Origin of the sequence: Micromonospora sp. U21 (genome assembly GCF_018070045.1) — a bacterium.
Taxonomy (GTDB): Bacteria; Actinomycetota; Actinomycetes; order Mycobacteriales; family Micromonosporaceae; genus Micromonospora.
Genome location: NZ_JAGPYK010000007.1, coordinates 154,957 through 180,886 on the forward strand (window position 1 = coordinate 154,957; position 25,930 = coordinate 180,886).

27 protein-coding genes are annotated in these 25,930 nt (G+C 72.3%); 17 read left to right on the forward strand and 10 right to left on the reverse strand.

Annotation, left to right across the window (positions count from 1 at the left end):
* The first annotated feature begins 54 nt into the window (after positions 1–54).
* Genes ligD (KBX63_RS12095) through KBX63_RS12105 form a run of 3 tightly spaced genes read left to right on the forward strand, consistent with a single transcriptional unit; the run spans position 55 to position 2,354 of the window.
* Positions 55–996: a non-homologous end-joining DNA ligase gene (gene ligD / locus KBX63_RS12095; protein ID WP_210911101.1), complete on the forward strand. Its 942-nt coding sequence runs from the start codon at positions 55–57 to the stop codon at positions 994–996.
* The gene (ligD, locus tag KBX63_RS12100) at positions 986–1,897 is read left to right on the forward strand and encodes a non-homologous end-joining DNA ligase (RefSeq protein ID WP_210911102.1); all 912 of its coding nucleotides are present in this window, start codon (positions 986–988) and stop codon (positions 1,895–1,897) included. The genes ligD (KBX63_RS12095) and ligD (KBX63_RS12100) overlap by 11 nt, the downstream gene beginning before the upstream one ends.
* 10 nt (positions 1,898–1,907) lie before the next feature.
* Positions 1,908–2,354 carry a hypothetical protein gene (locus tag KBX63_RS12105; RefSeq protein ID WP_247662168.1) on the forward strand — a complete coding sequence of 149 codons (447 nt, stop codon included), beginning with the start codon at positions 1,908–1,910 and terminating at the stop codon, positions 2,352–2,354.
* Between the two features lie 385 nt (positions 2,355–2,739).
* Here the strand turns inward: KBX63_RS12105 and KBX63_RS12110 are convergent, their stop codons facing one another.
* Both KBX63_RS12110 and KBX63_RS12115 read right to left on the reverse strand, forming a co-directional pair.
* Positions 2,740–2,916, reverse strand: a complete 177-nt coding sequence (locus KBX63_RS12110; protein ID WP_247662169.1) for a hypothetical protein — start codon at positions 2,914–2,916, stop codon at positions 2,740–2,742.
* A 53-nt stretch (positions 2,917–2,969) separates the two neighbouring features.
* Positions 2,970–4,004, reverse strand: a complete 1,035-nt coding sequence (locus KBX63_RS12115) for a hypothetical protein (protein ID WP_210911103.1) — start codon at positions 4,002–4,004, stop codon at positions 2,970–2,972.
* A 140-nt stretch (positions 4,005–4,144) separates the two neighbouring features.
* On the opposite strand from KBX63_RS12115, the gene KBX63_RS12120 reads away from it, so the two are divergent.
* On the forward strand, positions 4,145–4,897 hold the full coding sequence (locus KBX63_RS12120) for a TIGR03089 family protein (protein ID WP_247662170.1): 753 nt from the start codon (positions 4,145–4,147) through the stop codon (positions 4,895–4,897).
* A 61-nt stretch (positions 4,898–4,958) separates the two neighbouring features.
* Here the strand turns inward: KBX63_RS12120 and KBX63_RS12125 are convergent, their stop codons facing one another.
* Positions 4,959–5,444: a carboxymuconolactone decarboxylase family protein gene (locus tag KBX63_RS12125; RefSeq protein ID WP_210911104.1), complete on the reverse strand. Its 486-nt coding sequence runs from the start codon at positions 5,442–5,444 to the stop codon at positions 4,959–4,961.
* Positions 5,445–5,719: 275 nt separating this feature from the next.
* On the opposite strand from KBX63_RS12125, the gene KBX63_RS12130 reads away from it, so the two are divergent.
* Positions 5,720–6,676 carry a zinc metalloprotease gene (locus tag KBX63_RS12130; protein ID WP_210911105.1) on the forward strand — a complete coding sequence of 319 codons (957 nt, stop codon included), beginning with the start codon at positions 5,720–5,722 and terminating at the stop codon, positions 6,674–6,676.
* A 180-nt stretch (positions 6,677–6,856) separates the two neighbouring features.
* Positions 6,857–7,582 (forward strand): hypothetical protein, encoded by a 726-nt coding sequence (locus KBX63_RS12135; protein ID WP_210911106.1) that lies wholly within the window; start codon positions 6,857–6,859, stop codon positions 7,580–7,582.
* Between the two features lie 61 nt (positions 7,583–7,643).
* Here the strand turns inward: KBX63_RS12135 and KBX63_RS12140 are convergent, their stop codons facing one another.
* The gene (locus KBX63_RS12140) at positions 7,644–9,323 is read right to left on the reverse strand and encodes a DNA repair helicase XPB (protein ID WP_210911107.1); all 1,680 of its coding nucleotides are present in this window, start codon (positions 9,321–9,323) and stop codon (positions 7,644–7,646) included.
* Between the two features lie 173 nt (positions 9,324–9,496).
* Here KBX63_RS12140 and KBX63_RS12145 point away from each other — a divergent pair, with 173 nt between their 5' ends.
* Positions 9,497–10,387, forward strand: a complete 891-nt coding sequence (locus tag KBX63_RS12145; RefSeq protein ID WP_210911108.1) for a L,D-transpeptidase family protein — start codon at positions 9,497–9,499, stop codon at positions 10,385–10,387.
* Between the two features lie 95 nt (positions 10,388–10,482).
* Positions 10,483–10,719 (forward strand): hypothetical protein, encoded by a 237-nt coding sequence (locus KBX63_RS12150; protein ID WP_121655791.1) that lies wholly within the window; start codon positions 10,483–10,485, stop codon positions 10,717–10,719.
* Between the two features lie 37 nt (positions 10,720–10,756).
* Here the strand turns inward: KBX63_RS12150 and KBX63_RS12155 are convergent, their stop codons facing one another.
* Complete coding sequence (locus tag KBX63_RS12155) at positions 10,757–13,243, reverse strand: helicase-associated domain-containing protein (protein ID WP_210911109.1); 2,487 nt, start codon at positions 13,241–13,243, stop codon at positions 10,757–10,759.
* Between the two features lie 83 nt (positions 13,244–13,326).
* On the opposite strand from KBX63_RS12155, the gene KBX63_RS12160 reads away from it, so the two are divergent.
* Together KBX63_RS12160 and KBX63_RS12165 are read left to right on the forward strand one after the other, a co-directional pair.
* Positions 13,327–13,950, forward strand: a complete 624-nt coding sequence (locus tag KBX63_RS12160; RefSeq protein WP_210911110.1) for an HAD family hydrolase — start codon at positions 13,327–13,329, stop codon at positions 13,948–13,950.
* 27 nt (positions 13,951–13,977) lie between these two features.
* Positions 13,978–14,364, forward strand: a complete 387-nt coding sequence (locus KBX63_RS12165) for a cold-shock protein (RefSeq protein ID WP_074316242.1) — start codon at positions 13,978–13,980, stop codon at positions 14,362–14,364.
* Here KBX63_RS12165 and KBX63_RS12170 read toward each other — a convergent pair.
* The gene (locus KBX63_RS12170) at positions 14,325–15,173 is read right to left on the reverse strand and encodes a 1,4-dihydroxy-6-naphthoate synthase (protein WP_210911111.1); all 849 of its coding nucleotides are present in this window, start codon (positions 15,171–15,173) and stop codon (positions 14,325–14,327) included. The two genes, KBX63_RS12165 and KBX63_RS12170, sit on opposite strands and share 40 nt — an antisense overlap.
* A 333-nt stretch (positions 15,174–15,506) precedes the next feature.
* Here KBX63_RS12170 and KBX63_RS12175 point away from each other — a divergent pair, with 333 nt between their 5' ends.
* Positions 15,507–16,439 (forward strand): helix-turn-helix transcriptional regulator, encoded by a 933-nt coding sequence (locus KBX63_RS12175; RefSeq protein ID WP_307871696.1) that lies wholly within the window; start codon positions 15,507–15,509, stop codon positions 16,437–16,439.
* 14 nt (positions 16,440–16,453) lie between these two features.
* Here the strand turns inward: KBX63_RS12175 and KBX63_RS12180 are convergent, their stop codons facing one another.
* On the reverse strand, positions 16,454–17,107 hold the full coding sequence (locus KBX63_RS12180; protein ID WP_210911112.1) for a futalosine hydrolase: 654 nt from the start codon (positions 17,105–17,107) through the stop codon (positions 16,454–16,456).
* A complete protein-coding gene (locus KBX63_RS12185; protein ID WP_210911113.1) occupies positions 17,104–18,705 on the reverse strand; it encodes an MFS transporter in 1,602 nt (533 codons plus the stop codon). The genes KBX63_RS12180 and KBX63_RS12185 overlap by 4 nt, the downstream gene beginning before the upstream one ends.
* Between KBX63_RS12185 and KBX63_RS12190 the strand changes: the two genes are divergently transcribed.
* Positions 18,704–19,633: a DUF3027 domain-containing protein gene (locus KBX63_RS12190; protein ID WP_210911240.1), complete on the forward strand. Its 930-nt coding sequence runs from the start codon at positions 18,704–18,706 to the stop codon at positions 19,631–19,633. The two genes, KBX63_RS12185 and KBX63_RS12190, sit on opposite strands and share 2 nt — an antisense overlap.
* Before the next feature lie 37 nt (positions 19,634–19,670).
* Here the strand turns inward: KBX63_RS12190 and KBX63_RS12195 are convergent, their stop codons facing one another.
* Positions 19,671–19,916, reverse strand: coding sequence for a DUF2530 domain-containing protein (locus KBX63_RS12195; RefSeq protein ID WP_210911114.1), 246 nt, complete (start codon positions 19,914–19,916; stop codon positions 19,671–19,673).
* 88 nt (positions 19,917–20,004) lie between these two features.
* Between KBX63_RS12195 and KBX63_RS12200 the strand changes: the two genes are divergently transcribed.
* The 5 genes from KBX63_RS12200 to thpR all read left to right on the forward strand — a co-directional run bounded on the left by KBX63_RS12200 (position 20,005) and on the right by thpR (position 24,666).
* The gene (locus KBX63_RS12200; protein WP_210911241.1) at positions 20,005–21,483 is read left to right on the forward strand and encodes an NCS2 family permease; all 1,479 of its coding nucleotides are present in this window, start codon (positions 20,005–20,007) and stop codon (positions 21,481–21,483) included.
* Positions 21,484–21,601: 118 nt separating this feature from the next.
* Positions 21,602–22,051 (forward strand): MarR family winged helix-turn-helix transcriptional regulator, encoded by a 450-nt coding sequence (locus KBX63_RS12205; protein ID WP_210911115.1) that lies wholly within the window; start codon positions 21,602–21,604, stop codon positions 22,049–22,051.
* Between the two features lie 72 nt (positions 22,052–22,123).
* A complete protein-coding gene (locus KBX63_RS12210) occupies positions 22,124–23,407 on the forward strand; it encodes an MFS transporter (protein ID WP_210911116.1) in 1,284 nt (427 codons plus the stop codon).
* A gap of 159 nt (positions 23,408–23,566) precedes the next feature.
* Positions 23,567–24,076, forward strand: coding sequence for a hypothetical protein (locus tag KBX63_RS12215; RefSeq protein WP_210911117.1), 510 nt, complete (start codon positions 23,567–23,569; stop codon positions 24,074–24,076).
* Between the two features lie 11 nt (positions 24,077–24,087).
* Positions 24,088–24,666 (forward strand): RNA 2',3'-cyclic phosphodiesterase, encoded by a 579-nt coding sequence (gene thpR, locus KBX63_RS12220; protein ID WP_210911118.1) that lies wholly within the window; start codon positions 24,088–24,090, stop codon positions 24,664–24,666.
* A 180-nt stretch (positions 24,667–24,846) separates the two neighbouring features.
* Here the strand turns inward: thpR and sepH are convergent, their stop codons facing one another.
* A complete protein-coding gene (gene sepH / locus KBX63_RS12225) occupies positions 24,847–25,926 on the reverse strand; it encodes a septation protein SepH (protein ID WP_210911119.1) in 1,080 nt (359 codons plus the stop codon).
* Positions 25,927–25,930: the final 4 nt, after the last annotated feature.

A 25,930-nucleotide genomic window follows, 5' to 3' on the forward strand; every position in this document is an offset into this window, starting at 1 on the left:
TCGCATCCAAAGGAACCGGACGCGAGGTGTTCGGCCTGCTACTACAGTCGGGTCGTGCCCGGCGCGCCGCTCAAGCCGATGCTCGCGATGACCGGGCCGCTCCCGGCGGGTGCCGGCTGGGCGTACGAGTTCAAGTGGGACGGGGTTCGTGCGCTGGCCGACATCTCCACCGGCGGTCAGCACCTGTACGCCCGTTCCGGCGTGGAGATCACCGCCGCGTACCCCGAACTGGCCACCCTGTTCGAGCAGGTCGACGACGCGCTGCTCGACGGTGAGGTGGTGCTGCTCGGTGCGGGCGGGCAGCCCTCGTTCACCGCTCTCGCCGAACGGATGCACGTGCGGGACCGGAACAAGGCGGCCCGGTTGGCGGCGGTCATGCCGGTCACGTACATGATCTTCGACCTGCTCCGGCTGAACGGCGACGACCTGACCGGCTGGCCGTACGAGCGCCGTCGGGAGGTCCTGGACGGGCTCGCCCTCGGCGGTGCCCGGTGGGCGGTGCCGCCGGTCTTCGCCGACGGCCCCGCCACCTACGAGGCGGCCGGCGAGCACGGCCTGGAGGGGGTGATGGCCAAGCGGGTCGGCGCCGTCTACCGCCCGGGGGTGCGCTCGCCGGACTGGGTGAAGGTCAAGCTGGAGGTGACCGGCGACTTCGTCATCGGTGGCTGGCGACCGGGCGCCCGCCGGATCGGTGGGCTGCTGGTCGGTGTGCCCGGCCCGGACGGCCGGCTGATCTACCGGGGCCGGGTGGGCGGCGGGATCGGCGCGGCCATCGAACGGCAGCTTCTCGCCGAGCTGGAACCGCTGCGCTCCGGTGTGTCGCCGTTCGCGCCGGGTGTGCCGCGCGAGGATGCCCGGGGTGCCATCTGGGTAACTCCCCGGGTGGTGGTGGAGGTGAAGTACGGCCAGCGCACTCCGGACGGCCGGCTGCGCTTCCCCCGGGTGCTGCGGTTGCGCCCGGACAAGCCGCCGGAGGAGGTCGACGATGCCAGCTGACCGGTTGCGGGTGGACGTCGAGGGCCGCGCGTTGGAATTGTCCAATCTGGACAAAGTGCTCTATCCGTCGGCGGGCTTCACCAAGGGTGAGGTGATCGACTACTACACGCGGATCTCCCCGGTGCTACTGCCGCACCTGCGGGACCGGGCGCTGACCCGGATCCGGTTCCCCAACGGGGTGAGCGGCGGCTCGTTCTTCGAGAAGAACGCTCCGGCCGCCACCCCCGACTGGGTACGGCTGGAAACGCTGCCCGCCCCCGGGTCGAGCAAGGGCCGGGAGACCATCGACTACGTGGTCGCCGATGACCTGCCCACGCTGGTCTGGTTGGCCAACCTGGCCGCACTGGAGCTGCACACGCCGCAGTGGAAGGTCGGCGAGCACCCGGACATGATGGTGGTGGACCTGGACCCGGGCCCGCCGGCTGGGCTCGCCGAGTGCTGCCCGGTGGCGGTGCTGATGCGCGACCGGCTCGCTGACGACGGGATCGAGTCGTACCCGAAGACCTCCGGCAAGAAGGGCATGCAGCTCTGCTGCCCGATCGCCGGCACCCAGTCGTCCGATCTTGTCTCTGACTACGCCAAGCGCATCGCGCAGGAGCTGGAACGCGCCCACCCGAAGCTGATCGTGTCGAAGATGGCCAAGAACCTGCGCCCCGGCAAGGTCTTCATCGACTGGAGCCAGAACAACGCGGCGAAGACCACGGTTGCGCCGTACTCGCTGCGGGCCCAGGACGTGCCGTCCGCCTCAACCCCGTTGACCTGGGACGAGGTGGAAGCCGGTGCCCGGGGCCGGAAGCCGGCCGTCCGCCAGTTCACCGCCGCCGAGGTGCTGGACCGGGTCGAGGAGCATGGCGACCTGCTCGCCGCGCTGCTCGAAGGTGGCCCGGAACTGCCCGTCTGAGGCGATGCCGTTGCTCGGTGACGACCTGGCCAGCCAGTTCGGCACCTCGGTGGTGCACAACGCGTTGCTGCGGTTGCTCGAGGAGCGGGGGCTCACATTGGTGAGTTCCTATCAGGTCAATTTGGGAGGTACCGAAGACTTCCGCAACCTGGTCGAGAACTCCAACACCAAGAAGCAGTCCAAGCTCAATGCGCTGTCGGCGGCTGACAAGGTCGAACTGGCTCCGCTCGGATACCTGCCGCAGCTGAGGTCACAGAAGGTGGCCATCGAGGCGCAGGGTTGGGGTGAGACGGCGATAAGCCTTGACGTGAAGCTGAAGGTGCATGACCCGAGTGGTGCCGCCGGCGTCAACATCGATCTGGTTCGCATGGCGGCGAGTGCGCTCCGAGCTGGGCGTGGTGGTTATCTCGCCGAAGCGTCGTCGCTGCTCAAGTCCCCACCTGGCACGGCGATCTGACCCTCTGCTTGCTCGCCTGCCTCGACCGCGGCGGCGACGGGCTCGGCCTCGCCGAGGCGCCGTCCGCCAGGTCGCCGTGACGGTGGGTGTCCGGATGGCGAGAGCGGTGCTCATCACTGAGCGCGACGGGCATCGGTGCCCCCCGGTCGGGCCACTCAACCCCTTTGCTCTGCTTACACGGACGCAACACCCCTTGAGCCGCGGCTTCATCGTGGCTTCCGAGGGCGGTAGCGATAGCTGTGCTCGCGGAGCGTGAGTGTTGCGTACAGGTAAGCAGAGCAAAGGGGCTGGGGTGGGCGCGGCGGCCGGGGTCTGGAATCACCTTGCGTGACCGGCCCGGCGCCCACTTGCGGTGGATGCCGGGCCGGGAGGCACGCGGGGAGGGTCAGTCGCGGCCGAAGACCCTGCGGCTCGACCCGAGCCGCAGGAGCGCCGTCTCGCCGGTGGCGTCCTGGACCGCGTCGTTGTCGGTGATGGCATAGACCTCGCCGTCACCGGCCACGGTCAGGCCCTCCAGCTTTTCCTGCGTCCAGCCGTTGGTGGCACACAGTGCGGGCAGCACGTCGACGGCGAGTCTGCTGGTACCCGGACGGAGGCTGACACCCGAGGGGAGCATCAGCTTGCGCGGACGTGAACAGCCGGCGAAGTGCGGCGCAGCCGCCACCAGGCGCCACCGATCAGGGCCACGGTGACCACGCTGACCGCGACGTCGCCGGCCAGGGCCGCCGCCGGGGTCGCGGGGGAGTACGGCGGCACCAGGTACGCGAACGCGGCGGCGGTGACCAGACTCGCCGTGCCGGCGACGAGCACGTGCCGCTGCCCCCAACCGGCACGGGAGGACCAGAACGCGATCAGACTCGCGGTGGTGGCGGCGAGCGCCAGCGCGATGGCCACCCCCGGCCAACCGGGTGTCAGATCGGTGCCGAAGTGGACGAGGACGACCACCAGGCCCACCCAGATCGGGCGCGGCGCCCTGCGGACGCGTCGGGGGCGAGCGCGCCGCCAGCGGGGCAGCAGGGCCGCCGCGACAAGGGCGAGGACCACCGTGGCGGCGAAGGCCAGCTGGAGCGGGCTGGCCAGGAAGCCCTTCCGCCCACTGTCAGAGAAGATCAGCAGACTGCCGAGCAGGTAGATCACGCCGACCACGGCGAGCCCGGGTCGGCCGAGCCACGGCCGGAGCCGGCGGCCCGGCCCGAGGAACGACTCGACGAGAACGACCGGCGCGCAGATGGTCAGCACGATGTGGTTGCCCACGTAGTCGAAGGCCTGGCGGACGCTGAACTCGAGCCCCGGCACCAGCGTGGCCTCGGCGGCGGCCCGGGTGTCGGCGTACTCCGTGTCGTCCAGATAGCCCGGGTTGAACAGCGACTGGTCCACCAGGCCGGCCTGGAGCACGCCGAACGCGGCGGCGAGCAGCACGATCACCGGCCAGCCGGCGCCGAGATGCCGGGCGGTCTCCCGGATCAGGATGGCGGCCCCGCCGTACATCGGGCCGAGGAAGATCAGCACCGGGAGGAAGTCGTCGAGAGTGAAGCCACCCCAGGAGCACTCGGCGGCCCAGGGCGCGAGCAGCAGCAACGCGACCACCGGCAGGAGCCGGCGGCGCAGCGGAAGACGGTCGACGGCGGCAGGGCGAGGCTCGGTCAGCACGGACGCTCCTCGGCGGCGCTTCGGGGTCACCCCTACCGTGCGCCGGCCACCCGGACGGCCGCTACGGCCATCGGCCGACGACCGGCGCGACCAAAGTCGTTGAGTAGGGTGGATCGAGCCGTCACTCGGGGAGCGTGGAGATGCAGCCAACCGTCATGGCCGACCTCTCGGTCCGGCCCGCCGACGCCGAGCGCCCGTTGCTCAGCTACCGCGACGAGGCGACCGGCGAGCGGGTCGACCTGACCGCGCACCAGGTCGGTGCCTGGGCGGCGCGTAGCGCCAGTCTGCTGCGGGACGGCTGCGGGCTCGGCCCGGGCAGCCGCGTCGCGGTGCTGCTGCCGCCGCACTGGCGTACCGCTGCGGTTCTGTTGGGCGCCTGGGCCTCCGGACTGGCGGTGTCGTTCCGGCCCCGGGCCACCGCCGGCCTGCCGGTCCTCGAGCCGGGCGGCGACCGGCCGTTCGACGCGGTCTTCGTGACCCCCGAACGGCAGGACGACTGGCTGGAGGACGTGCCGGACGCTCCGCACCGCTACCTCGTCGGCACCGGGCCGGGGCGGCTGGCCGACGTGCCGTTGGGCTGGCTCGACTGGTCCGCCGAGGTGCTCCGGTACCCCGACGCCACGCCCGACCACACCGCCATCCACCCGTCCGACCCGGCCAGCGCGGACGGCACGACCTACGGCCAGTGGGGTGCGCTCGCCCAGGAGATCGCCAAGATGCTGGACCTGCGCGCCGGCGACCGGCTGCTGGTCGACGCCGCCGAGCACGAGCAGCCGCTGAAGTGGCTGCTCGCGCCGCTCTCCGCTGGTGTCTCCGTGGTGATCAGCGCCAACCTCGACCCGGCAGGGCGGGACGCGGTGATCTCCGCCGAGCAGGTCACCCGGGTCCTCTAGGGCCCGCCACCCGGTGCGGCCGACCCAGGATCGGATGATCCCGGGCCGGCCTGGTTCCGATTCAGTCGAACGCGGCGGCGAACATGCCCGGCTCGTAGGAACCGCCCCGCTGGTGCACGATCACGGCGAGCCGGTTGGCCGCGTTGATCAGGGCGACCAGGGCGACCAGCGCGGCGATCTGGTCGTCGTCGTAGTGCTTGCGCACCTCAGCCCAGGTCTCGTCGGACACGCCCTGGTAGGCGTCGGCGAGTCGGGTGCCCTCCTCGGCGAGCGCCAACGCGGCCTGCTCGGCCTCCGTGAAGACGGTGGACTCGCGCCAGGCGGCGACCAGGTTGAGCCGGACCGCGCTCGCACCGGCCGCTGCGGCCTCCTTGGTGTGCATGTCGATGCACCAGCCGCACCCGTTGATCTGGCTGGCCCGCAGGGACACCAGCTCCTGCGTGGACTTCGGCAGCGGCGACTGCTGGATCACCATGCCGGCGTTGGCGAACCGCTTGGCGAACCTCATGGCGATCTCGTTGTCGAACATGTTGAAACGTGCGTCCATGGTTCCGTCCCTCACTCCCGGTGTTCGATCGGACGAACATGAGATGCCGGCGAGCAGAGCTCTGTGACAGCGCGGCAGGGTGACGACTGCCACAGCCGGAGGTGTCACAAACGGCGATAACAGCGCTCCCCGGTGCCCTGCCGTTACACCCCACATCAGGGCTGTACGCAGGCCTTTTGCCGGTGCCACCGACGTGGTCTCATACCGGGAAGACGACGTCGTCGACCTCATCATGGCGACCCCGCGCCGTCTCCATTCTCCCGAGAGGTGCACCGATGCACAGGAGACCAATCTTCCGACTGGCAGTCCTCACCGCCACCGCCGCGACGCTCCTGGCGTCCGGTGGCGGCTACGCCGCGGTGGCGGCACCCGTTCCCGTCTCCCCGGGTGTCGGCGCGTGTGAGCCGGGTGCCGACGAGCACAGCGTGGCCCGGGTAGCCGAGGGCGCCACCGCCCAGGAGCCGGAGCTGTACTCCAAGAACGAGGCGAACGCCTACGGGGTGATCGAGGATGCCCCGCGCCTGGCCAACGGCAGTGTCACCGTGCCGACGGTCTTCCACATGGTCTCCGACCACCCGCTCAGCGCGGCCGAGACGGCCAGGTGGAACACCCTGATCGCGGCGCAGATGACGGTGCTCAACGACTCGTTCGCGGGGCGCACGGCGGCGAACGCCTCCAACACGCCGTTCCGGTTCGACCTCGTCGACACGACGTGGACGGTGAACAGCGCCTGGTACACCGTCGAGCCGGGCAAGAACGAGCGCGACATGAAGAAGGCGCTGTACACCGGCGACTCGGAGACCCTCAACGTGTACGCGGCCAACATCGGCGGCGGCCTCCTCGGCTGGGCGTACTTCCCGAAGGGCTACAACAACGGCCGGGACTACATCGACGGCGTGGTGATGCTCGACGAGTCGATGCCGGGCGGCACGGCCGGCAAGTACTCCCTGGGCGACACGCTGACGCACGAGGTGGGGCACTGGCTGATGCTGGAGCACACCTTCGCGCACGGCTGCTCCGCGGCCGGCGACTTCGTCGCGGACACTCCACGGGAGGCGGCGCCGCAGTTCGACTGCCCGGTCGGCGCGGACAGCTGCACCGCACCCGGGCTGGACCCGATCCACAACTTCATGGACTACACGCAGGACTCCTGCATGAACATGTTCACCGTCGGACAGGCGGACCGGATGAGTGACGCCTGGGTGGCGTTCCGGGCCGGCGGCGCCGGGTAGTTCACGGGTACGCATCGGGGTCGACGGACCGCTGGATGGCGGCTCGTCGACCCCGTTGCTTCACCCGTCCGGTGGAGCCGACGCGATCCTTCACGTCTCACATTTTGCCTGCTCATACGCTTCGCCGAAGGCACGCGCGCTGTTCGAGCGCCGGCTACTTTCCACACCGGCGGAGGGGAAATGGCGTCGACGCGTACACGTCGGACACTGGTGTCGGCGGTCGCCGGCGGCCTGTTCGCCCTTGGTGTGGTCGCGCCCGGTCCGGCGGCCGCGCCGCCGCTGCCCCGTGCGGCTCAGGCCGACGGTGCCACGGCTGACGATTCGAGGGAGCCACGTCCGCCGCAGCTTCCGGCGGACTTCCAGGGCGCCGGCCGGTACATCGTGCGCGACCTCGGCATCGACGTGCCGTTCAGCTGGCAGGGCAGGGACGGCAACAGCCAGATGACCGCCGGGGGTCCCGAGCACCCGATCTGGTTCACCAACCTGATCTACGAGAACACGCTCTACACGCTCACCTACAAGTGGCCCAACATCCCGCTGTACCCGCCGCGCCCGTGCAGCAAGGTCCCGGGGTTCTTCAACCGGCAGATCTTCAACGACAAGTTAAAGACCGCGCGCTTCGTCGGACCCGAGACCCTGCAAGGGGAGAAGGACCGGCACGTCGACCACTGGCGGGTCGGGGTCGTCGGGGGTTCCACCGTGCCGGGGGAGCAGTTCCGGTTCCCGATCGCGCTCGGCGACATCTACGTCAACCAGCGGGATCCGAGCCAGTGGTGGCAGGTGTTGCAGTTCGGCTTTCAGAACCTCTTCGATCCGGAGCTGGACGAATGGTTCACGATGACGACGTTCGAGCACCGGTCTGGGGTGGTCACGCTCCCCGACCGGTGCCCACCCCCGACGTCCTGACCCCACACCTGCTCAACCCTCCGTCGGGCTGCGCGGGGCGGGCCGATCAAGGGCTGTCGGCTCAGTCGACCGTCGGGAGCTTCGGGCCGAGGACGTCGTCGGCGTCCACGATGGTGTACGCGTAGCCCTGCTCGGCCAGGAAGCGCTGCCGGTGTGCGGCGTACTCGGTGTCGATCGTGTCCCGGGAGACCACCGTGTAGAAGTGCGCCTGCCGGCCGTCGGCCTTCGGTCGCAGCACCCGGCCGAGCCGCTGCGCCTCCTCCTGGCGGGAGCCGAACGTCCCCGAAACCTGGATCGCCACCGCCGCCTCGGGCAGGTCGATGGAGAAGTTGCCGACCTTGGAGATGACCAGGGTGCGGATCTCCCCGGAGCGGAACGCGTCGAAGAGCCGTTCCCGCTCCTTGTTGGTGGTCGAGCCCTGGATGATCGGGGCGTCGAGGTATTCGCCCAGCTGGTGCAGCTGGTCGATGTAGGCGCCGATCACCAGCACCTGGTCGTCCGGGTGCCGGTCGACCAGGGCCCGGACCACGGGCAGCTTGGTGCGTGCGGTCGCCGCCATCCGGTAGCGCTCCTCGGCCTCCGCGGTCGCGTACGACATCCGCTCCGCGTCGGTCAGCGTCACCCGGACCTCGGTGCACTCGGCCGGGGCGATCCAGCCCTGCGACTCGATGTCCTTCCACGGCGCGTCGTACCGCTTCGGGCCGATCAGGCTGAACACGTCACCCTCCCGGCCGTCCTCGCGGACCAGGGTGGCGGTCAGGCCGAGCCGGCGGCGCGCCTGAAGATCGGCGGTGAACCGGAAGATCGGCGCGGGCAGCAGGTGCACCTCGTCGTAGACGACCAGGCCCCAGTCGCGGGCCCCGAACAGGTCCAGGTGGGTGAACGCGCCGCCGCGCCGCGAGGTGAGCACCTGGTACGTGGCGATGGTGACCGGGCGGATCTCCTTGCGCTCGCCCGAGTACTCGCCGATCTCCTCCTCGGTCAGCGAGGTGCGGGCGATCAGCTCCCGCTTCCACTGCCGGCCGGCGACCGTGTTGGTCACCAGGATCAGCGTGGTCGCCTTCGCCTCGGCCATCGCCGCCGCGCCCACCAGGGTCTTGCCGGCGCCGCAGGGCAGCACCACCACGCCCGACCCGCCGGCCCAGAACGCCTCCACGGCCTCCCGCTGGTACGACCGCAGCGTCCACGGCTTGCTGCCGTCCTTGCCGGCCTCGGCCAGCTCGATCGGGTGCGCCTCGCCGTCGACGTAACCGGCCAGGTCCTCCGCCGGCCAGCCCAGCTTGAGCAGGGCCTGCTTGAGCCGGCCACGCTCGGACGGATGCACCTGGATGGTGTCGTCGTCGATCTTGTTGCCGAGCATGCCGGCGAGCTTCTTGCTCTTGGCCACCTCGATCAGCACCAGCCGGTCCAGTGCCCGCAGCACCAGGCCGTACGCCGGGTCGTTGGCGAGCTGGAGCCGGCCGTACCGGTCCATCGTCTCGGCCACGTCCACCAGCAGCGCGTGCGGCACCGGGTAGCGGGAGTACTTGATCAGCGAGTCCACCACGCCCTCGGCGTCGTGCCCCGCGGCGCGGGCGTTCCACAGCCCGAGCGGGGTCAGCCGGTAGGTGTGCACATGTTCGGGAGAACGCTCCAGCTCGGCGAAGGGCGCGATCGCCATTCGACAGGCCTGCGCGTCCGGGTGGTCGATCTCCAGCAGCAGGGTCTTGTCCGACTGCACGATCAGTGGTCCACCGCTCACGCCAGGGTCCTCTCCTCCGGTTGGCCGTCCGGTCGTGGCGCCTGCTTACCCGCCGCTGGCCGACCATCCAGTGTTGCACGGTGCGGACTGTCGGAAGAAAGATGCTCAGCGGGTGCAACCGACACGGCACTTACGAACGTCTAGCAAAGGGACGACGGTCCAGGGGAGGTCCCATGAAGCATGTCCGGATCACTTCCCGACTTGTCGCCCTGATGGTGGTCGCGCTGGTCGGTGCCGGTGCGTGTGCGTTCGATCCGCAGGCCGGCGGGGGTGGCGGCGGGGGAGCCGCCCCGGAAGGTGCGGCGGAACAGTCAACGGGGGCGAGCGGCACGCCCGGGCCGGACCAGCGCGGCCGGCCCGCGCCGACCGCGCCGACACGGACACCGACGCCGAAGCCCACCCGGAGCGCCACGCCGAAGCCGACCCGCAGCACACCGCCGGCACCGGCCCCCAGCACCGCCGCGCCGGCCGCGGGCTGCCCGCAGGGTGAGCACCAGCGCGCGGTGGAGACCTACCTGGCCCGGTTGGGCGGGTTCGGGCCGGTGACCGTGGACGGCCGCCAGTCCGCCGCCGACTGCGCCGCGATCAAGAAGTTCCAGCGCCGGTACGGCATCCGCCCCGTCCAGGGTCGCGCCGGGCCGACCACCTACGACGTGGCCCAGCGACTCGCCACCACCGACCCGGCTCGCTGCAAGGCCGGCACGGGCACCACGTTCTGCGTCGACCTGACCCGGCAGACCGTCTGGGCCGTCCGGGGCGGCAAGGTGATCATGGCGCCGACGGTGACCCGCACCGGAATGTCCGGCTACCGCACCCCGGCCGGCACGTACACGGTCAACTACCGCAACCCGAAGGAATGGTCCGACCCGTACGAGGTGTGGCTGCCGTACTGGCAGCACTTCACCCAGGGGATGGGCTTCCACGAGACCACCACCTACCTGCATGAGAAGTCGATCGGTTCGCACGGCTGCGTCAACCTGCTGCACACCGACGCCGTCCGCATGTGGGAGCTGGGGAAGGTGGGCACCCGGGTGGTGCTGATCGGCCGCCGCCCCGGCACCTGAGCGACCCGACCGGATCGGGGTTTTAACCCCTGTCACACCCGTCCCGCGAGTGACACCCTGGGAGTCCAGGGCCGGACCGGGCGGGGAGGCTGGGCATGACGGTCGACCGTGACGTGATCGAAGCGCACGACCAGGTTCAACCCGACGAGGTGTCCCGCGCGACCGTGGTCGCGTACGCCGTCGCGGCAGCGCTCCTCGTCGGGTGGTTCCTGTTCGGTTGGCTGGTGCTGCGGCAGGGTTTCGTCGACTCGGTCGGGGAGTCCGCCGGCGCCGGCTTCGCGCTGCTGCTGATCATCTCGGTCGTCGGCACCGTACGCCGCAGCCGACGCTGACCGGCGCGCACACCGACCGGCGCCGGCCGGGCTCCGGTCAGTCCGCCACCACCGCCGCGGTGATCCGGTGCAGCGCGAACGTGTGCAGCATCTCGGTCCGCTCGTCCTCGGCGCGTAGGTAGCCGGCGCCGATCGAGACCGGCTTGACCAGCCGGGACGCGGTCGCCCCGTGCGCGTCCACGTATCCCACCCAGACCAGCGCCCGATCCCGCACCGCCTGCTGGAGCACGGCCAGCGCCTCGCTGTGCGTGTGTGCCGGCACCGGGCCGCCGCCGAGGCCGGCCGCCCCGCCGCGCACCACCGCCGGTGCCCGTCGGGCCGCCCGCGCCGCCGCCTCACCCCGCCGGATGTGCTCCACGACGCCCAGCAGCCGGGGCATGGGCAGCTTCGGGGTAGCCAGCGGATCCAATGTCCGGGTGGTCACCGGCACCCGGGCCGGGGCCCGCCGGATCCGTGGCCGGGACAGCACGGTGCTACCGCTGCCGTCCTCCTGCGCGGGGGCGTACCCGGCGTCGCGCAACGCGCCCAGCAGCCGACCGACCTGGTACGGGGTGGTCAGCACCGTCGGGGCGAGCCGGCGCAGCGTCAGCGACTCCAGCCGCCGGTCGGCCAGCACCTCGCTGAGCAGCGTCTCGTCGTCGCTGCGCAGGTACGCCCCGGCCAGGCCGACCCGCAACCCGCCGTGCCTGCGGGCCACGTCGTCAACCAGGTAGGTCAGCCCCTGCGGCACCGGGGTGCGGGACCGCCGCCGGAACACGTCGTGCAGGTCGTCGGCCGAGTAACCGGCGTCCAGGGCCCGCCGCACGCTCGCCGTCGTGACCCGGTGCACGCTGGCCCCGCCGGCCGACTCGGGTTCGGTCATCGCCTCCAGCTCGGCGGCGAGCGCCGGCTCGGGTGGCCCGGGCACCACCACCGTCAGGTCGGCCTGCACCAGGAAGTGGTCGACCGGGGCGGGCAGCAGCGCGTCCAGCGCCCGTGCCGCGCTGGACGGGTCGCCGCTCTCGGCGTCCGCGTGCAGCCCCAGCGGGTCGTCGCCGCCCGGCTCGTCGGCCGAGGTCAGGTCGGCCAGCAGCAGCCGGCCGTACGAGGTGAGTGCACCCAGGCCGGTGACGCCGAGCTGCGCAGCCTCGGCCAGCACCTCCCGGTGCGCGGCCTCCCGGCCTCGGCTGCGGCGCGGCGCCCGCCAGTCCAGCAGGTCCTGCACCTCCTCCGGAGTGGGTGAGGTCGCCGGTTCCAGGTCGGCGAGCACCGCGAGCACCGCCCGCCGGGTGCCCGGCGCGCCGGCCCGCTCGGCCTCGGCGGAGAGCGCGGTGATCGGCCGGTCCCGGTCGTCGCGCCGGCCGACCAGCCCGACCTGCCGGGTCATGGTGAGCCACGCGCGGGCCAGGTGCTCCCAGCGTTGGGCCAGCGAGGCGGCCCGCCACACCTCGTACCCGCCGGTCGGCAGCACCTGCTGATCCGCCCCGTACCGGGTGGTGGTCGCGCCGGGCAGCTCCAGCTCGCCGGCCAGCCCCGCCGCGTACGCCACCTCCAGCAGCAGCGCGGTGGTCGGCTCGTCCAGCCCGGCGGTACGGGCCAGCCGGCGCAGGTCCCGTACCCCGATGCCGCCCGAGCGCAGCACCGGCGCGGGTTCGGCGGCGAGCTGCTCCAGCAGCCCCTCGGTGTGCCGGACCACCTCCATGGTCTGTCCGGCCCCGGCGGAGTCGACCGCCTTCGCCTCGCGCGGCGCGGCGGCCACCGGCGGCGGGCTGGTGCGCAGCGGTCCGAGCGGACCGCTGTCGCGGCGCAGCAGCAGGCCGACCTCGCGAGGCAGCTCGACCGTGCCGGTGGTCGTCGACGAGCCGGCCGAGACGGGGACCAGCAGCCGGTTGTCGACCAGCCAGCGCACCGGGGAGCCGGCCGGCGCGCCACCGTTGGTCGGGTCCGAGAGCAGGGCGTCCTCCGCGCCGAGCGGCGGTGCCTGCAACGCGCCCGGGGGCACGCTGCCCACCGGCGGCCCGGCCGCCAACCGGTCCAGGATCGCCCGGGCCGAGGGAGGCGCGGCGAGCAGCGTCCGCCGGAGCTTCGCCGGGTCCGCGCAGAGCGCGGCCGTGCGCGGGTCCAGCTCCGCGGCCGGCCGGCCCAGCCCGGCGGGGTACGGAGCCACCTCGTCGACCGCGGCCACCACCTGGAGCGCGTGCTCCGGGCCGTACAGCAGGAAGAGCGCGCGTAGCCGGCCGACAGCGGCCCGGACGGCCGTCGGCGCCGGGGGCCGGGGCCCTGCGGTCGCCATGGCGAGCACGGCCTCGGTGGCCGTGGTGCGCTCGTCCGGGTTCCGGGTCAGCCGGGCGGCGTCGAGGATCTGAAGGGTGAACTGGTCCAGCCCGTCCAGCGCGCGGGCCACCGAGACCCGGGACTGGGCCCGGATGGCCAGGGCGGAGATGTCGGCCGGCACGGGCACGACGAGGTCCGGCCGCAGCTGAAGGAGCGCGGCCAGCGACTCATCGGGCAGCGACCGCAGATGGTCGGCGAGTGAGGTGGTCATCGTCTTACCACGCTAGCCCGGCACCGGGCCGTCGCGCCCCTCGGACGTCCGCCCGGCCGGGAGTCGCCTGTACGTTTCTCGGCATGCCCGCACTGACCGTCGGATTCGACCTCGATATGACGCTGGTGGACTCCCGCCCTGGCATCGCCGCGACCTACCGGGCTCTGACCGCCAGGACCGGCGTGCCGGTGGACGCCGATCTGGCGGTGTCCCGGCTGGGTCCGCCCCTGCGCACCGAGATCGCGCACTGGTTTCCGCCGGAGCAGGTCGAGTCGGCCGTGCACGTGTACCGCGAGCTGTACCCGGCGTACGCGATCACCCCGACGGTGCCGCTGCCCGGCGCGCGGGCGGCGATCGACGCGATCCGTGCTCGGGGCGGTCGGGTGCTGGTCGTTACGTCCAAGATCGGCCGGCTTGCCCGGCTGCACCTGGACCACCTCGGCCTCACGGTCGACGAGCTGGCCGGCGACCTGTTCGCCGAGGAGAAGGCGACCGCCCTGCGGGAGCACGGTGCGACGCACTATGTCGGGGATCACGTGGCGGACATGGTGGCGGCTAGGGTGGCCGGGGTGCCCGGAATCGGCGTCGCGACCGGGCCGTGCTCCCCGGACGAGCTGCGCGCCTCCGGGGCGGAAGTGGTGTTGGACGACCTCACCGGATTCCCAGCGGCGCTCGACGGCATGATCCAGCTAGCCTTGGAGCAGTAGCGGCTCAAGTGAAGCAGGGGTTTTCAGGTGCCTACGGGTCGAGTGAAGTGGTACGACACGGCCAAGGGATACGGCTTCGTCACGAGTGACGAGGGCGGCGACGTGTTCCTGCCCAAGGGCGCGCTGCCGGCGGGCGTCACCGACCTCAAGGGTGGTCAGCGGGTCGACTTCAGCGTGGTCGACAGCCGCCGGGGCGCGCAGGCCATGGGCGTCAAGCTGCTGGACGCGCCGCCGTCGATGGCGGAGCTGCGGCGCCGGCCGGCCGAGGAACTGCACGGCCTCGTCGAGGACATGATCAAGGTGCTGGAGGCGAAGGTCCAGCCGGACCTGCGCCGGGGCCGGTATCCGGACAAGAAGGCCGCGCAGAAGATCGCTCAGCTGGTCCACGCGGTCGCGCGTGAGCTGGAGGTCTGAGGCACCAGCCCGGCGTCGACGGCCCGGTCGAGCAGCGCCGTGACCGCGGCGAGACCGGCCTCGCCCAGGTCGGCGGTGAACTCGTTGACGTAGAGGCCGATGTGCCGGTCCACCACGTCGAGTTCCATCTCTTGGGCGTGCGCGAGCACGTACTCCCGGCTGGCCGCCGGGTCCGCCCAGGCCTGCCGGACCGACTCGCGGACCCAGCCGGCCGCGGCCTCCGGGTCCACCGCGCCGCGCCGGGCCAGGATCGCGCCGAGGGGGATGGGCAGGCCGGTGTCAGCCTCCCACCATTCGCCGAGGTCGACCAGCGCGGTCAGACCGTGCCGGTGGTAGGTGAACCGGGCCTCGTGGATGACCAGCCCGGCGTCGTAGCGGCCGGCCGCGACGCCCGGCATGATCTCGTGGAACGGAACCACCTCGATCCGGGCCGGCGGCCGCCCCGCCGACCAGAGCCGGAACAACAGGTACGCGGTGGTCCGGTCGCCCGGCACCGCCACCGTGGCGCCGGCCAGGTCGGTGCGGTCCGGCCCGCCGGTGCGGTCGCCCCGGGTGAGCACCAGCGGCCCGCACCCGCGGCCGAGGGCACCGCCGCAGGGCATCAGGTGGTAGTCGTCGAGCAGCCACGGCAACGCCGCGAAGCTCACCTTCACCAGGTCGAACGCGCCCCGCTCGGCCGCCGTGTTGGTGACGTCCACGTCGGCGTACGTCACCTCGACGGGCGGCGCGCCCGGCACCCGGCCGTGCACCAGAGCGTGGAAGACGAACGTGTCGTTGGGGCAGGGCGAGATCGCCAGGGAGAGCGCCACGCCCCCACGTTAGCCCTGCCCCCGCACTCTCACCCGCGCCCACCCCGCCCACTGTGACCCGCGCACCCCGGCGGGGTGCGGACGGTCACGTCGGACTCCCTTTGGAGCTGATGTCGTAAACGATTCAGGTGCAGGTCATCTTTCTTCGACCCGCTACGAGCGGGACACGGCCACCGGCCACCGGCCACCGGCTCGTGGCGATGTCGCAAACGGTTCAGCTCGAAAGGAACCGCGGGAGGCATCGTCCACCGGCCCGATGGGTTTTCCACAGCGTCATCCACAGCTTCACCCGGGGTGTTGATGATCCGCCGGGCCGCCCGGGAGCATCTGCCTGTGACAGAGGCGACCCATGCGACCGAGTCAACCGACGCGACCGAGTCAACCGACGGGCACGAGGCGGGTGACGCCACCGATCTCACCACCGGCGGCGGCGAGGTGGACCTCGGCAGGATGCTCCGAGCCCTCCGCCGCCGGGCCGACCTGAGTCAGCGGGAGCTGGCCGAGAAAGCCGGGGTTCCGCAGGCGACGCTGGCCCGCATCGAGTCGGGGCGAGCAGCCAATCCCCGGTTCCGGACGGTGGAGCGGCTGGTCCGGGCGGCGGGTGGGGAGGTGGCGATTGACCCGTCATCGCCGACTTCCGTTCCCACCGGGCCGGTGCCGCTGGTCCCGCATGACGACATGCGGGACGAGGCGGGTCGGCGGTACCCGGCGCACCTGGACGTCTGGCCGGTCCACGAGCCCCGGGACTGGCCGGGTGCCTGGTGGGCGGAGTGGTACCGGCTGCCGCCCGAACGGTATCCGCTCCCGTTGCCACCGGCCGCGTACGAGCTGAACCGGCGCTACCGGGACAACCGGCGCTGGTGCGAGGAGGTGCGCCGGACAGCCCGGGTACGCCGGGTCATCGACGCCGACCTGGCGGACACCTGCTGGCGGTTCGTCGCCGAACTGCCCAGCGGGGAGCTCGTCGGTGAGCTGCGGGCCCACGAGCGGAGCCCTCACCTCGACTACGGCGAGTGGTACCCGGGTCAGCCGGAGCGGGAGATGGTTCTCGACGGGGTGCTCGTCTCTGCCCGGCACCGACGGCTGGGGCTCGGGCGTCGGCTGGTGACGGCACTGGTCACCGAGATGCGCCAGGCGGGGATCGACGCGGCGGTCGCGCTCGCCGAGAACTACGGGATCGAGCTGCTGCTCGCCTGCGGTTTCGAGATTGAGGCCCGCCGTCCGGCCGCCCTGCGGCTGAGCCCCGATCAGCGGCGTTGCCGATAACCTCCCGCCCGGGGTCAGCGCAGCGCCTGGGCCGCCGTGGTCAGGGCGGTGAGGGCCTCGCGTAGCCGCCAGGCATCCCGGTCACGGGGGCCGATCGGGTTGGAGATGGTGCGCAGCTCGGCGAAGGGCACCCCGGCCTGCGCCGCGGCCACCGCCACCCCGTACCCCTCCATGGCCTCGGCGACCGCCCCCGGATGCCGACGGCGCAGCTCCTCGGTGCTGGCGGCGGTGCCGGTGACCGTGCTGACGGTGAGCACCGGGCCGGTCGTGGCGGACGGCAGGGCCACCCGCAGCGCCGCCAGCAGCCGCGGATCGGCCGGCACCACACTGCCGCCGCCGAGCAGCGCGGGCGGCATGCCCAGCTCGTCGACGGGGATGAAGCCGTCCGGTGACTCGGCACCCAGGTCGGCGGCGATGCTGGCGGTGCCGAGCACGGTGCCGCCGACCGCGACCCGCCCGACGAAGCCGCCGGCCACGCCGGCGCTGACCACCGCGCGGTACGGGCGCCCGGCCGCCTCGGCCAGCGCCAGCAGTCGGGCGGTGGCGGCGCCGGCCACGGCCGGGCCCACCCCGACCGGGGCCACGGTGACGGTGGCGTCGGTAAGCCCCGCGCGGACCGCGTCCGCCTCGGCCGGCACCGCGGTCACCACCAGCAGGCCGTCGGTCACGACAGCGGCCCGGGGGACTCCCGGCGGGTCTCGTCGTCCGCGCCGCTACCCGGTCCGCCGACCGCTGAGGAGGGGCGGTAGATGTGGTAGCCCGGTGGGGCGAGCCCCGGGTCGTCGTACTGCGGCAAGCCGGCCTGGGTCGGTGCCGGCGAGGTGGGCGCCGGGTCCCCGGATTCGTCCGTCGACTCGTCCCCGGCCAGCTCGTCGTCGCCCAGCGGCCGGCCGGCCAGCTTCTCGCCGCGCAGCCGTGCCGCGACCAGCACACCCCGGGCCGCAGCCAGGACGCCCACCCCCGCGGCGACCGCGATGCCGGTGCGACCGTCGAACGGGACCAGCCCGAGCCCGCCGCCGGCCACGAAGGCGAGCATCAGCACCGTCTCCGAGTGAGCGAAGGAGCTGGCCCGCAGCCGCTCCGGGATGCGCTCCTGGATCGAGGCGTCCACGGCGAGCTTGGCCACCCCACTGACCAGCGCGGTGACCAGGCAGAGCAGGGCCACCATCGGCAGTGAGAAGCGGATGACGGTGAGCACGGCCACCCCGGCCACGATGATCATGCTGCTGGACTGGATGGCGGTCGGCCGGTGGATGCGCAGACCGGTGCCGACGGCGGTGGCCAGGAAGCTGCCGACCGCCAGCGCGCCGCCGACCAGCCCCAGCGCCCACTCGGCGCCCAGGTCCCGGCCGAACACCACCGTCGTCAGGTCGCCCTTCTTGATGGCGAAGGCGAGGAACAGCAGCAGGAAGCCGTAGATCGCGCGCAGGGTCGCGGAGCCGATCAGGGTGGCGATCACCAGCCGGCCGGCGGGTCGGCCCCGGCCCAGCGGGCGGTCGCCCCTGCGGCGGCCCAGCGCGCGCAGCGGCCGTGGGACCCGTTCCGGTGGCTCCGAATCCGCCTTCGGAGGCAGGCGCAGCGAGATCACCATGCCGATCAGGAAGATCACCGACGCGACCCGCAGCGGCCACTGCGGCCCGAACCAGAACGCCGCCAGCCCGATCGGGGCCACCAGCGCGCCCGCCACCGTGCCGTAGACGCTGGCCCGCGCGCCCACCTGAGAGAGGCCGAGCCCCTCCGGCAGGAGCCGGGGCACCGCCGCCGACCGGGCCACGCCGTACGCCCGGGACAACGCGAGCACCCCGAACGCGGCCGGATACAGCCCGAAGCCGTGGATGTAGTCGGAGATCAACCAGGCCAGGAACGCTCGGCCGAGCATGGTGGCGGCCAGGGCGTACCGCCGGCCGTGCCGGAAGTGGTCCAGCAGCGGGCCCACCACGGGGGCGAGCATCGCGAACGGCACCATGGTCACCAGCAGGTAGAGCGCGACCTTGCTGCGGGCCTCGCCCAGCGGCACGTTGAAGAAGATCGTCCCGGCCAAGCCGATGGCGATCAGCGTGTCCCCTGCGCAGGACACCGCGTGCAGGTCGAACAGGCGGACCATGCCGACCTCGCCGCCGGCGCCCCTGGCCCGGGCCCGGCCGGCCCGGCGCGTCACCCAGCGGCCGCTGCCCACCGAACCACGCAACAGCAGCCGGATGGTGCGGATGCCGGTGCCGACGGTGCGCCCGAGGACGGAACGCCCGGAGCGGGAGTACGACGGCATGTGCACCATCCTCGCCCATCTGATCCAGGTACGCCGCAGCACCGCGGTGAAAGGTTCCCCGGGAGTCCCTGTCACCCCTGTCGGGCGCATGGGGAACAATGGTGAGGTGACCAGGCCCGCATCCACCCGCGCAGCCCGTCTCGACCAGGTCTGCGCCGCTGCCGTCGAGGTGGCCCGCGCCGGCATCACCGAGGTGGACGCCGACGACGTCGGCGACCACCTGCAGGTCGTTGCCGAAGGCGACCGGCTGGTCACCCACTACTTTGAATGCCGACTCGCCGGCTACCGCGGCTGGCGCTGGGCCGTCACCGTCACCCGGGTGCCGCGCAGCCGCACGGTGACCATCTGCGAGACGGTGCTGCTGCCCGGCCCCGACGCGCTGCTCGCGCCCGGTTGGTTGCCCTGGCAGGAGCGGCTCAAGCCCGGCGACCTCGGCCCGGGTGACCTGCTGCCGACCCCGCCGGACGACGAGCGGCTGGCCCCCGCCTACCTGCTCTCCGACGACCCGGCGGTCGAGGAGACGGCCTGGGAGCTGGGCCTCGGTCGGGCCCGGGTGCTCTCCCGGGAGGGCCGCGCCGACGCGGCGCAGCGTTGGTACGACGGCGACCACGGCCCGGCCGCGGCGATCTCCGCCGCTGCCCCGGCCGCCGCTCGCTGCGGCACCTGCGGCTTCTACCTGCCACTGGCCGGCGCGATGCGGCAGGCCTTCGGCGCGTGCGGCAACTTCTACGCCCCCGACGACGGCCGGGTGGTGAGCGCCGACCACGGCTGCGGCGCCCACTCCGAGACGCTGATCGAGGCGACCGAGACCGCGGTGGAGGAGCTGCCCACGGTCTACGACGACAGCGCGGTGGAGGCCATGTCGGTGAGTCGCGCCCCGGGTTCGGTGGAGGCCGCCGAGCCGGCGGAGCCGTACGGGCACCCCTGACGGTTCAACACCCGGTGTGCCGGTGCGTCCGGCAGGGTCAGTTCGCTCGACGGCGGCGTCGGTTGGCGTCGTGCCGCATCATCACGGCGAGGCCGGGGAAGCCCCACAGGAATCCGGCCAGGCAGGTCCAGAGCCAGTTCTCGTGATCGTGCTCGGTCAGCCAACCCCGGAAAAAGATCAACAGGACCAGTCCGGCCACTGCCCACCCGATCAGCCCGGCGACGGCGAACGGCACCATCGGCGGGTCCAGCGGCGCGGGCCGCGGAGGCTGCTCGTTCGGCACCCGGCAAGCGTACGCGATCTACTTCCCCTGCCCGCCGGTGATCTGGGACGATGCGCGCGACAACTGGAAGATCACCTGCGAGGACCTGATGGCAGTAACGCCGCCCGAGAACGGCACACCACCCGACCCCGCTCATCCGCGTAACGGCTTCGACCGGTTCTTCGAGATCTCCGCCCGTGGCTCGACGTTGAGCCGCGAGGTACGCGGTGGCCTGGCGACCTTCTTCACGATGGCGTACATCGTGGTGCTCAACCCGCTGATCCTGGGCGGCGCCGTCGATGGCGACGGCCAGACCCTCCCGATCCCCGCGCTGGCCGCGGCGACCGCGCTGGTCGCCGGCCTGATGACGATCCTGATGGGTGTGGTGGGCCGGTTCCCGCTGGCGCTCGCCGCCGGTCTGGGCGTGAACGCGCTGGTGGCGTACGAGATCGCACCGGAGATGACCTGGGCCGACGCGATGGGCCTGGTGGTGATCGAAGGTCTGATCATCGCAGTGCTGGTGCTGACCGGCCTGCGGACCGCGGTGTTCCGCTCGGTGCCCACCCAGATGAAGACCGCGATCGGGGTGGGCATCGGCCTCTTCCTGACCATCATCGGTCTGGTGGACGCCGGCTTCGTCCGGCGGATTCCGGACGCCGCCAACACCACCGTCCCGGTCGGCCTGGGCATCGGCGGCAAGCTGGTGAGCTGGCCGATGCTGGTCTTCGTGGTGGGTCTGCTGCTCACCCTGGTGCTGGTGGTCCGCCGGGTGAAGGGCGCGATCCTGATCGGCATCCTCGCCTCGACCGTGCTGGCCGTGATCGTGGAGGCGATCGGCAACATCGGCCCGTCCTTCGTCAACGGTCAGCCCAACCCCAAGGGCTGGTCGCTGAACGTGCCCGAGCTGCCGAAGACGGTGGTGGACCTGCCGGACCTGTCGTTGCTCGGCAAGTTCAACGTGCTGGACTCATGGGGCCGGGCCGGCTGGCTGGTCGTGCTGATGTTCGTCTTCACCCTGCTGATCACGGACTTCTTCGACACCATGGGCACGATGGTGGCGGTCGGCCAGGAGGGCGGCCTGCTCGACGAGCGGGGCACCCCGCCTAAGGCCAAGGAGATCCTGCTGGTCGACTCGATCGCCGCTGCGGCCGGCGGCGCGGCCAGCACCTCCAGCAACACGTCGTACATCGAGAGCGCCGCCGGTGTCGCGGAGGGCGCCCGGACCGGCGCGGCCAACCTGGTCACCGGCGTGCTCTTCCTGCTGGCGATGTTCCTGGCGCCGCTGGTGGTGGTCGTGCCGTTCGAGGCGGCCTCGACGGCCCTGGTGGTGGTCGGCTTCCTGATGATGACCGCGGTGCGGACGATCGACTGGTCCGACTACGAGATCGCCATCCCGGCGTTCCTCACGATCGTGCTGATGCCGTTCACCTACTCGATCTCCAACGGGATCGGCGCCGGCCTGATCACCTTCGTGGTGGTCAAGCTGGCCAGGGGTAAGGCCCGGGAGATCCACCCGCTGCTGTACGGGGTCGCCGCGCTGTTCGTGCTGTACTTCCTGCGCGGGCCGATCGAGTCCCTGGTGCTCTGACGCACGTCCGGGCGGGGGGATCCGAACCGGATTCCCCCGCCGGAAACAGCACGAACGTCCTCGTGAGCCTGGTCATATCGGATGTCGTTAGCCAGGCTCATTAGTTAAGCTAACTATCGTGACGGAGCGGACGGTGACGGCGGAACGCGTGCCACCGGCGCAACTGGCTCCCCAGTTGCGTGATGCGATCACCCGACTCAACCGGCGGGTCCGCCAGGCCCGACCGGTCGGCGACCTCACGGTCACCCAGGTCTCCGCGCTCACCAGCCTGCGGCTGGCGGGCGCGCTGACGCCCCGGGAACTGGCCGACGTGGAGCGGGTGCAGCCACCGACGATGACCAAGATCGTCGCGAAGTTGGAGGACCGCGGCCTCGTGCAGCGGACCCCCCATCCGACCGACGGACGGCAGGTCATCCTCGCGGCGACCGAAGGAGGGCAGGTCGTGCTCGACCAGTTCGAGCGGGCCCGCGATGAGTGGCTGGCCCACCGGCTGGCCGCGCTCGACGAGGACGAACGGGAGACCCTGCAGAGGGCCGCTCAGCTTCTTCAGCAGCTCGCTCGCGCCTGAGCCGCGCCCGCGCCACCGGGCCGTGCCGTCACCTGTCGATGACGCGTACGTCCCGGAGGAGGCGCACCAAGAGTGCGGGCCAAGTTGAGCACGATGTTCCAGTCCCTGCAGGTTCGCAACTACCGGCTATTCGCATCCGGCCAGCTGATCAAGCTGATCGGCGTCTGGATGATGTTCATCGCCCAGGACTGGCTCGTTCTCGAGCTCTCCGACAACTCGGCCACCGCGCTCGGCGTGGTCACCGCGCTCCAGTTCACCCCCGTGCTGCTGCTCACGCTGCTCTCCGGCCGGCTCGCCGACCGGTACGACAAGCGGGTGCTGCTCTTCGTCGCCAACGCCTTCTGGACCGTGCTGGCGCTCGGCATGTCCCTGCTGGTCCTCACCGACCTGGTGCAGCTCTGGCACGTGTTCGCCTTCGCCGCGCTGCTCGGCACTGCCAACGCCGTGGAAACCCCGGTCCGCCAGGCGTTCGTCTCCGAGCTGGTCGGCACGCCACTGCTGCCCAACGCGCTGTCGCTGAACGCGGCCGTGTTCAATTCCGCCCGGATCGTCGGCCCGGCCGTCGCGGGCCTGGCCATCGCCGCCTTCGACGTGGGGCCGGTCTTCCTCTTCACCGCGCTCAGCTCGATCGCGCCGTTGGTCAACGTGGTGCGGATGCGGACGGCCGAGCTGCACCGCGACGCCCTGCTGCCGCGGGACGAGCGGGCCTCCGCCCGGGTGGTCGACGGGCTGCGGTACGTGTGGCGCCGTCCGGACCTCCTGCTGCCGATGGCGGTGATGTCGGTGATCGGCATGTCGCTGTTCAACTTCCAGCTCACCTTGGCCGCGCTGGCCAAGACGGTCTTCCACACCGGTGCCGCCTCCTTCGGCCTGTTCAGCACCGCGCTGGCGGTCGGCGCGCTGGGCGGCGCGCTCAGCGGCACCGGCCGGCGTAGCCGCCCGTCGGTCTGGCTGGTGCTCGGTGCCGCGATCGGTTGCGCCAGCTTCGGCACCCTGGTCGGCTTCGCGTCGACGTACTGGCTGGTCGTGACCCTGCTGGTGCCGACCGGCTTCTTCATGGTCTTCTTCGCCCAGGCCGCCAACCAGCGGGTCCAGTTGGGCGTGGACGCGGCCTTCCGGGGCCGGGTGATGGCCCTGTGGGTCCTGGTGTTCCTGGGCACCAACCCGGTCGGCGCGCCGTTGATCGGCTGGGTCGCCGAGCACTTCGGCGCCGGCGCCAGCATCTGGATGGGCGGGCTGATCTCGCTGGCCACCGCGCTGATCGCGCTCACCTGGCAGCTGCGCCGCTCCGGCGCCCGGCTGCGCTTCCGGGTGCTGCCGATGCCCCGCTTCTACGTAACCTCCACCGACTGCTGAGGTGTAAGGAAGGGCCCCTTTTTATCGGATTTTGCATAACAAGGGGCCCTTCCTAACTGCCGTCGCGCCGGGCCCGAGCCGGGTGCGTCGTGTTGAGCGGATGGCGCGGATGCGGCCAATTCGGTGGCGGGCCGGCACGACGGGGCTTAGCGTCGATACGTGGACGTCGGACGCGCGCTCATGCTGGCCTTGGCGTTCCTCGCCGTGGCCAGCCTGCCGGCGGCCTTCGCCCTGCTCTTCTGCGCCGACGAGATCCTGGATCGGGTGGTCTGCGGCTGGTCCGAGTGGCGTGACCGTCGACGGGAACGACGGACCATCGCCCGTCTCGACCGCGCCATCGAGGCCGACGCCCTGACCCGGGACATCGACCTCAGCGAGTTCGACCGGACCGACCGGCGGCCCCTGGAACAGCTGGCCGCCGACCTGCGGCGCCTCGGCGGCCAGCGAATCGGCGGCACCGGCCGATCGATGGTCTGGCACGGCGCGGTGGTCCAGGCGTACGACGACCGGCTCCGACTGGCCTGCCGCGCCCTCGGCATCACCGAACACCTCGCCGAACTGAGCGGCGTCGACCAGGAGATCGAGCGAGTCCGGGTGGAAGGTGTGCTGCACGCCGCCGGGCTGGCTCTGCCGGCGGCCCGAGCCGGGCACCGGCAGCGGCACCGCTGAGCGGTCGACTGTTGCGGCTCTTCGTCGCGGTCTATCCGCCCATCGAGGCGGTCACCCACCTCGGCGCGCAGGTCGCCAGGCTGCGGATCGGGGCGGCAGCAGCCGCCGGTACCAACGTCCGGCTCGCCGACCCGGCCCACCTGCACCTCACCCTGGCCTTCCTCGGTGACGTCGAGGCGGCCCGGCTGGTCGAGGTGGAGAGCGCGCTCGGGCTGGCGGCCGAGTGGTTCCGCGACGTCCGGGACATTTCGCCCCGGTTGAGCCTCGGCGGGGGCGGCCGGTTCGGCCAGGGGCGGTTCACCGTGCTCTGGGTGGACCTGCGGGGGGACGTCGAGGCGCTGCACGTGCTGGCGCGACTGATCCGGTCCCGGCTGCGGCACGCCCGGCTGCCGCACGACGACAAGCCGTTCCGCCCACACCTGACCGTCGCTCGGCCCGGCGACCGGGTGGACCCGGCCGACGTTGAGGCCGACCGGGCCACCCTGGACGACTATCAGGGTCCGCTGTGGGCGGCGACCGAACTGCTGCTGGTGCGCAGCCACGTCGGCCCCCAGCCACGCTACGACCGGCTCGCCGCCTGGCCACTCTGACTCGGCTCGCAACCGGCGGTGGCGCCACCGCCACCCCGCCGAAGCGCCGCACGATGACCGGACAGCCGACGATCACCAGATCCACGCCTCCGGGCCGGGGCCGCCGCGCCACCCTGCCACGGGGCACGTCGAGTGCCTCGCGCTGACGGGTGGCGAACCGCCACCCGCCAACGCGAAGCGTCAGGAGGACTCGCGCGCGGCCGGACCGCTGCCGAAGAGCACGTCGTCCCAGCTCGGCAGCCGCTTGCGCGGCTTGCCGTTGGCATCGGTGGACTCGCCGCCGGCAGCCGCAGCGGCGCCCGTCCGGCGGGGCCGCAGCACCGCCAGCGACGGCACGGCCGGCACCTCCTTGGGCGCGTCCGAGTCGTCGTCGAACGCCGACCCCTGGCCGCCGCCGAGCAACGCCGCTGCACCACCACCGACCGGCCGCTGCCGGGGCGCGTCCGACCCGGCCAGGGCAGCCGGGGTACGCGGCTCCAGGCCGCGGCCCGACGATGCGCCGAGCGGGCGGTCCAGCGAGGCGAGCAGCGCGTCCCGCCCGGCCCGGATCGGGTCCCTGCCAGGACGCGGATGCTCGGAGGCTGCCGGCAACCCGTGCCCACCGCGACCCGGCTCGCCGCGCGACGGACCGGGCAGTGCGTGCCCGCCCCGCTCCGGCGCCGGCTCCTGGCCGAGGATCGGCGTGGGCCGCTCGGCACACAGGTACTGCGCCATGTCGTCGTGCGGGGTGACCGCCTGCCGGGTCTTGTCGAGATCCCAGATCGCCTGCGCGGTGGCCTTGCCGGACGGCCAGGTGGCGATGATCCGCCAGGTGCCGTCGTCGCGGCGGTACGCGTCCCAGGAGATCTTCTCGGTGTCGATGCCGTGCTGGCTCAGCCGGCCGTTGACCACCTCGGCCAGCGGAGTCGGCTTCTCCGCGCCCTTGAGCCGGGTGCGGCGAGCGTGCTGGGCGAGCATCGCCCGCTCCTGGAGCACCGGCCCGGCGTAGCGCAGGACCCGGTCGACCGGCACGCCGGCGATCCGTGCGACATCCTCGGCGGACTCACCGGAGCGGATGCGGGCCTGAATGTCCCGGGGAGACAGTGAGGGAATCGGGTCGGCGGCCGTCGGCGCGACCGCGAGCGGCGGAGCACCCGGCTCCGCGTGCAAAGCGCCGGCGATCCGCTCGTCGATCGGCAGGGCGAGCAGCCGCCCGACCTCGTCGGCGAGAACCAGAGCATGGCCGTCCTCGGAGAGGGCGACGAAGCGTACTGGGCGCATAGCG

Bases quoted from the DNA above. Each gene is read 5' to 3' on its own strand.
- KBX63_RS12130 (WP_210911105.1), top strand. From the start codon at position 5,720: ATGCACAGGAGACCAATCTTCCGACTGGCAGTCCTCACCGCCACCGCC.
- KBX63_RS12150 (WP_121655791.1), top strand. From the start codon at position 10,483: ATGACGGTCGACCGTGACGTGATCGAAGCGCACGACCAGGTTCAACCC.
- KBX63_RS12200 (WP_210911241.1), top strand. From the start codon at position 20,005: ATGGCAGTAACGCCGCCCGAGAACGGCACACCACCCGACCCCGCTCAT.
- KBX63_RS12155 (WP_210911109.1), bottom strand. From the start codon at position 13,243: ATGACCACCTCACTCGCCGACCATCTGCGGTCGCTGCCCGATGAGTCG.
- KBX63_RS12135 (WP_210911106.1), top strand. From the start codon at position 6,857: ATGGCGTCGACGCGTACACGTCGGACACTGGTGTCGGCGGTCGCCGGC.
- KBX63_RS12190 (WP_210911240.1), top strand. From the start codon at position 18,704: ATGTGCACCATCCTCGCCCATCTGATCCAGGTACGCCGCAGCACCGCG.
- ligD (WP_210911102.1), top strand. From the start codon at position 986: ATGCCAGCTGACCGGTTGCGGGTGGACGTCGAGGGCCGCGCGTTGGAA.
- KBX63_RS12145 (WP_210911108.1), top strand. From the start codon at position 9,497: ATGAAGCATGTCCGGATCACTTCCCGACTTGTCGCCCTGATGGTGGTC.
- KBX63_RS12185 (WP_210911113.1), bottom strand. From the start codon at position 18,705: ATGCCGTCGTACTCCCGCTCCGGGCGTTCCGTCCTCGGGCGCACCGTC.
- KBX63_RS12160 (WP_210911110.1), top strand. From the start codon at position 13,327: ATGCCCGCACTGACCGTCGGATTCGACCTCGATATGACGCTGGTGGAC.
- KBX63_RS12125 (WP_210911104.1), bottom strand. From the start codon at position 5,444: ATGGACGCACGTTTCAACATGTTCGACAACGAGATCGCCATGAGGTTC.
- KBX63_RS12120 (WP_247662170.1), top strand. From the start codon at position 4,145: ATGCAGCCAACCGTCATGGCCGACCTCTCGGTCCGGCCCGCCGACGCC.
- sepH (WP_210911119.1), bottom strand. From the start codon at position 25,926: ATGCGCCCAGTACGCTTCGTCGCCCTCTCCGAGGACGGCCATGCTCTG.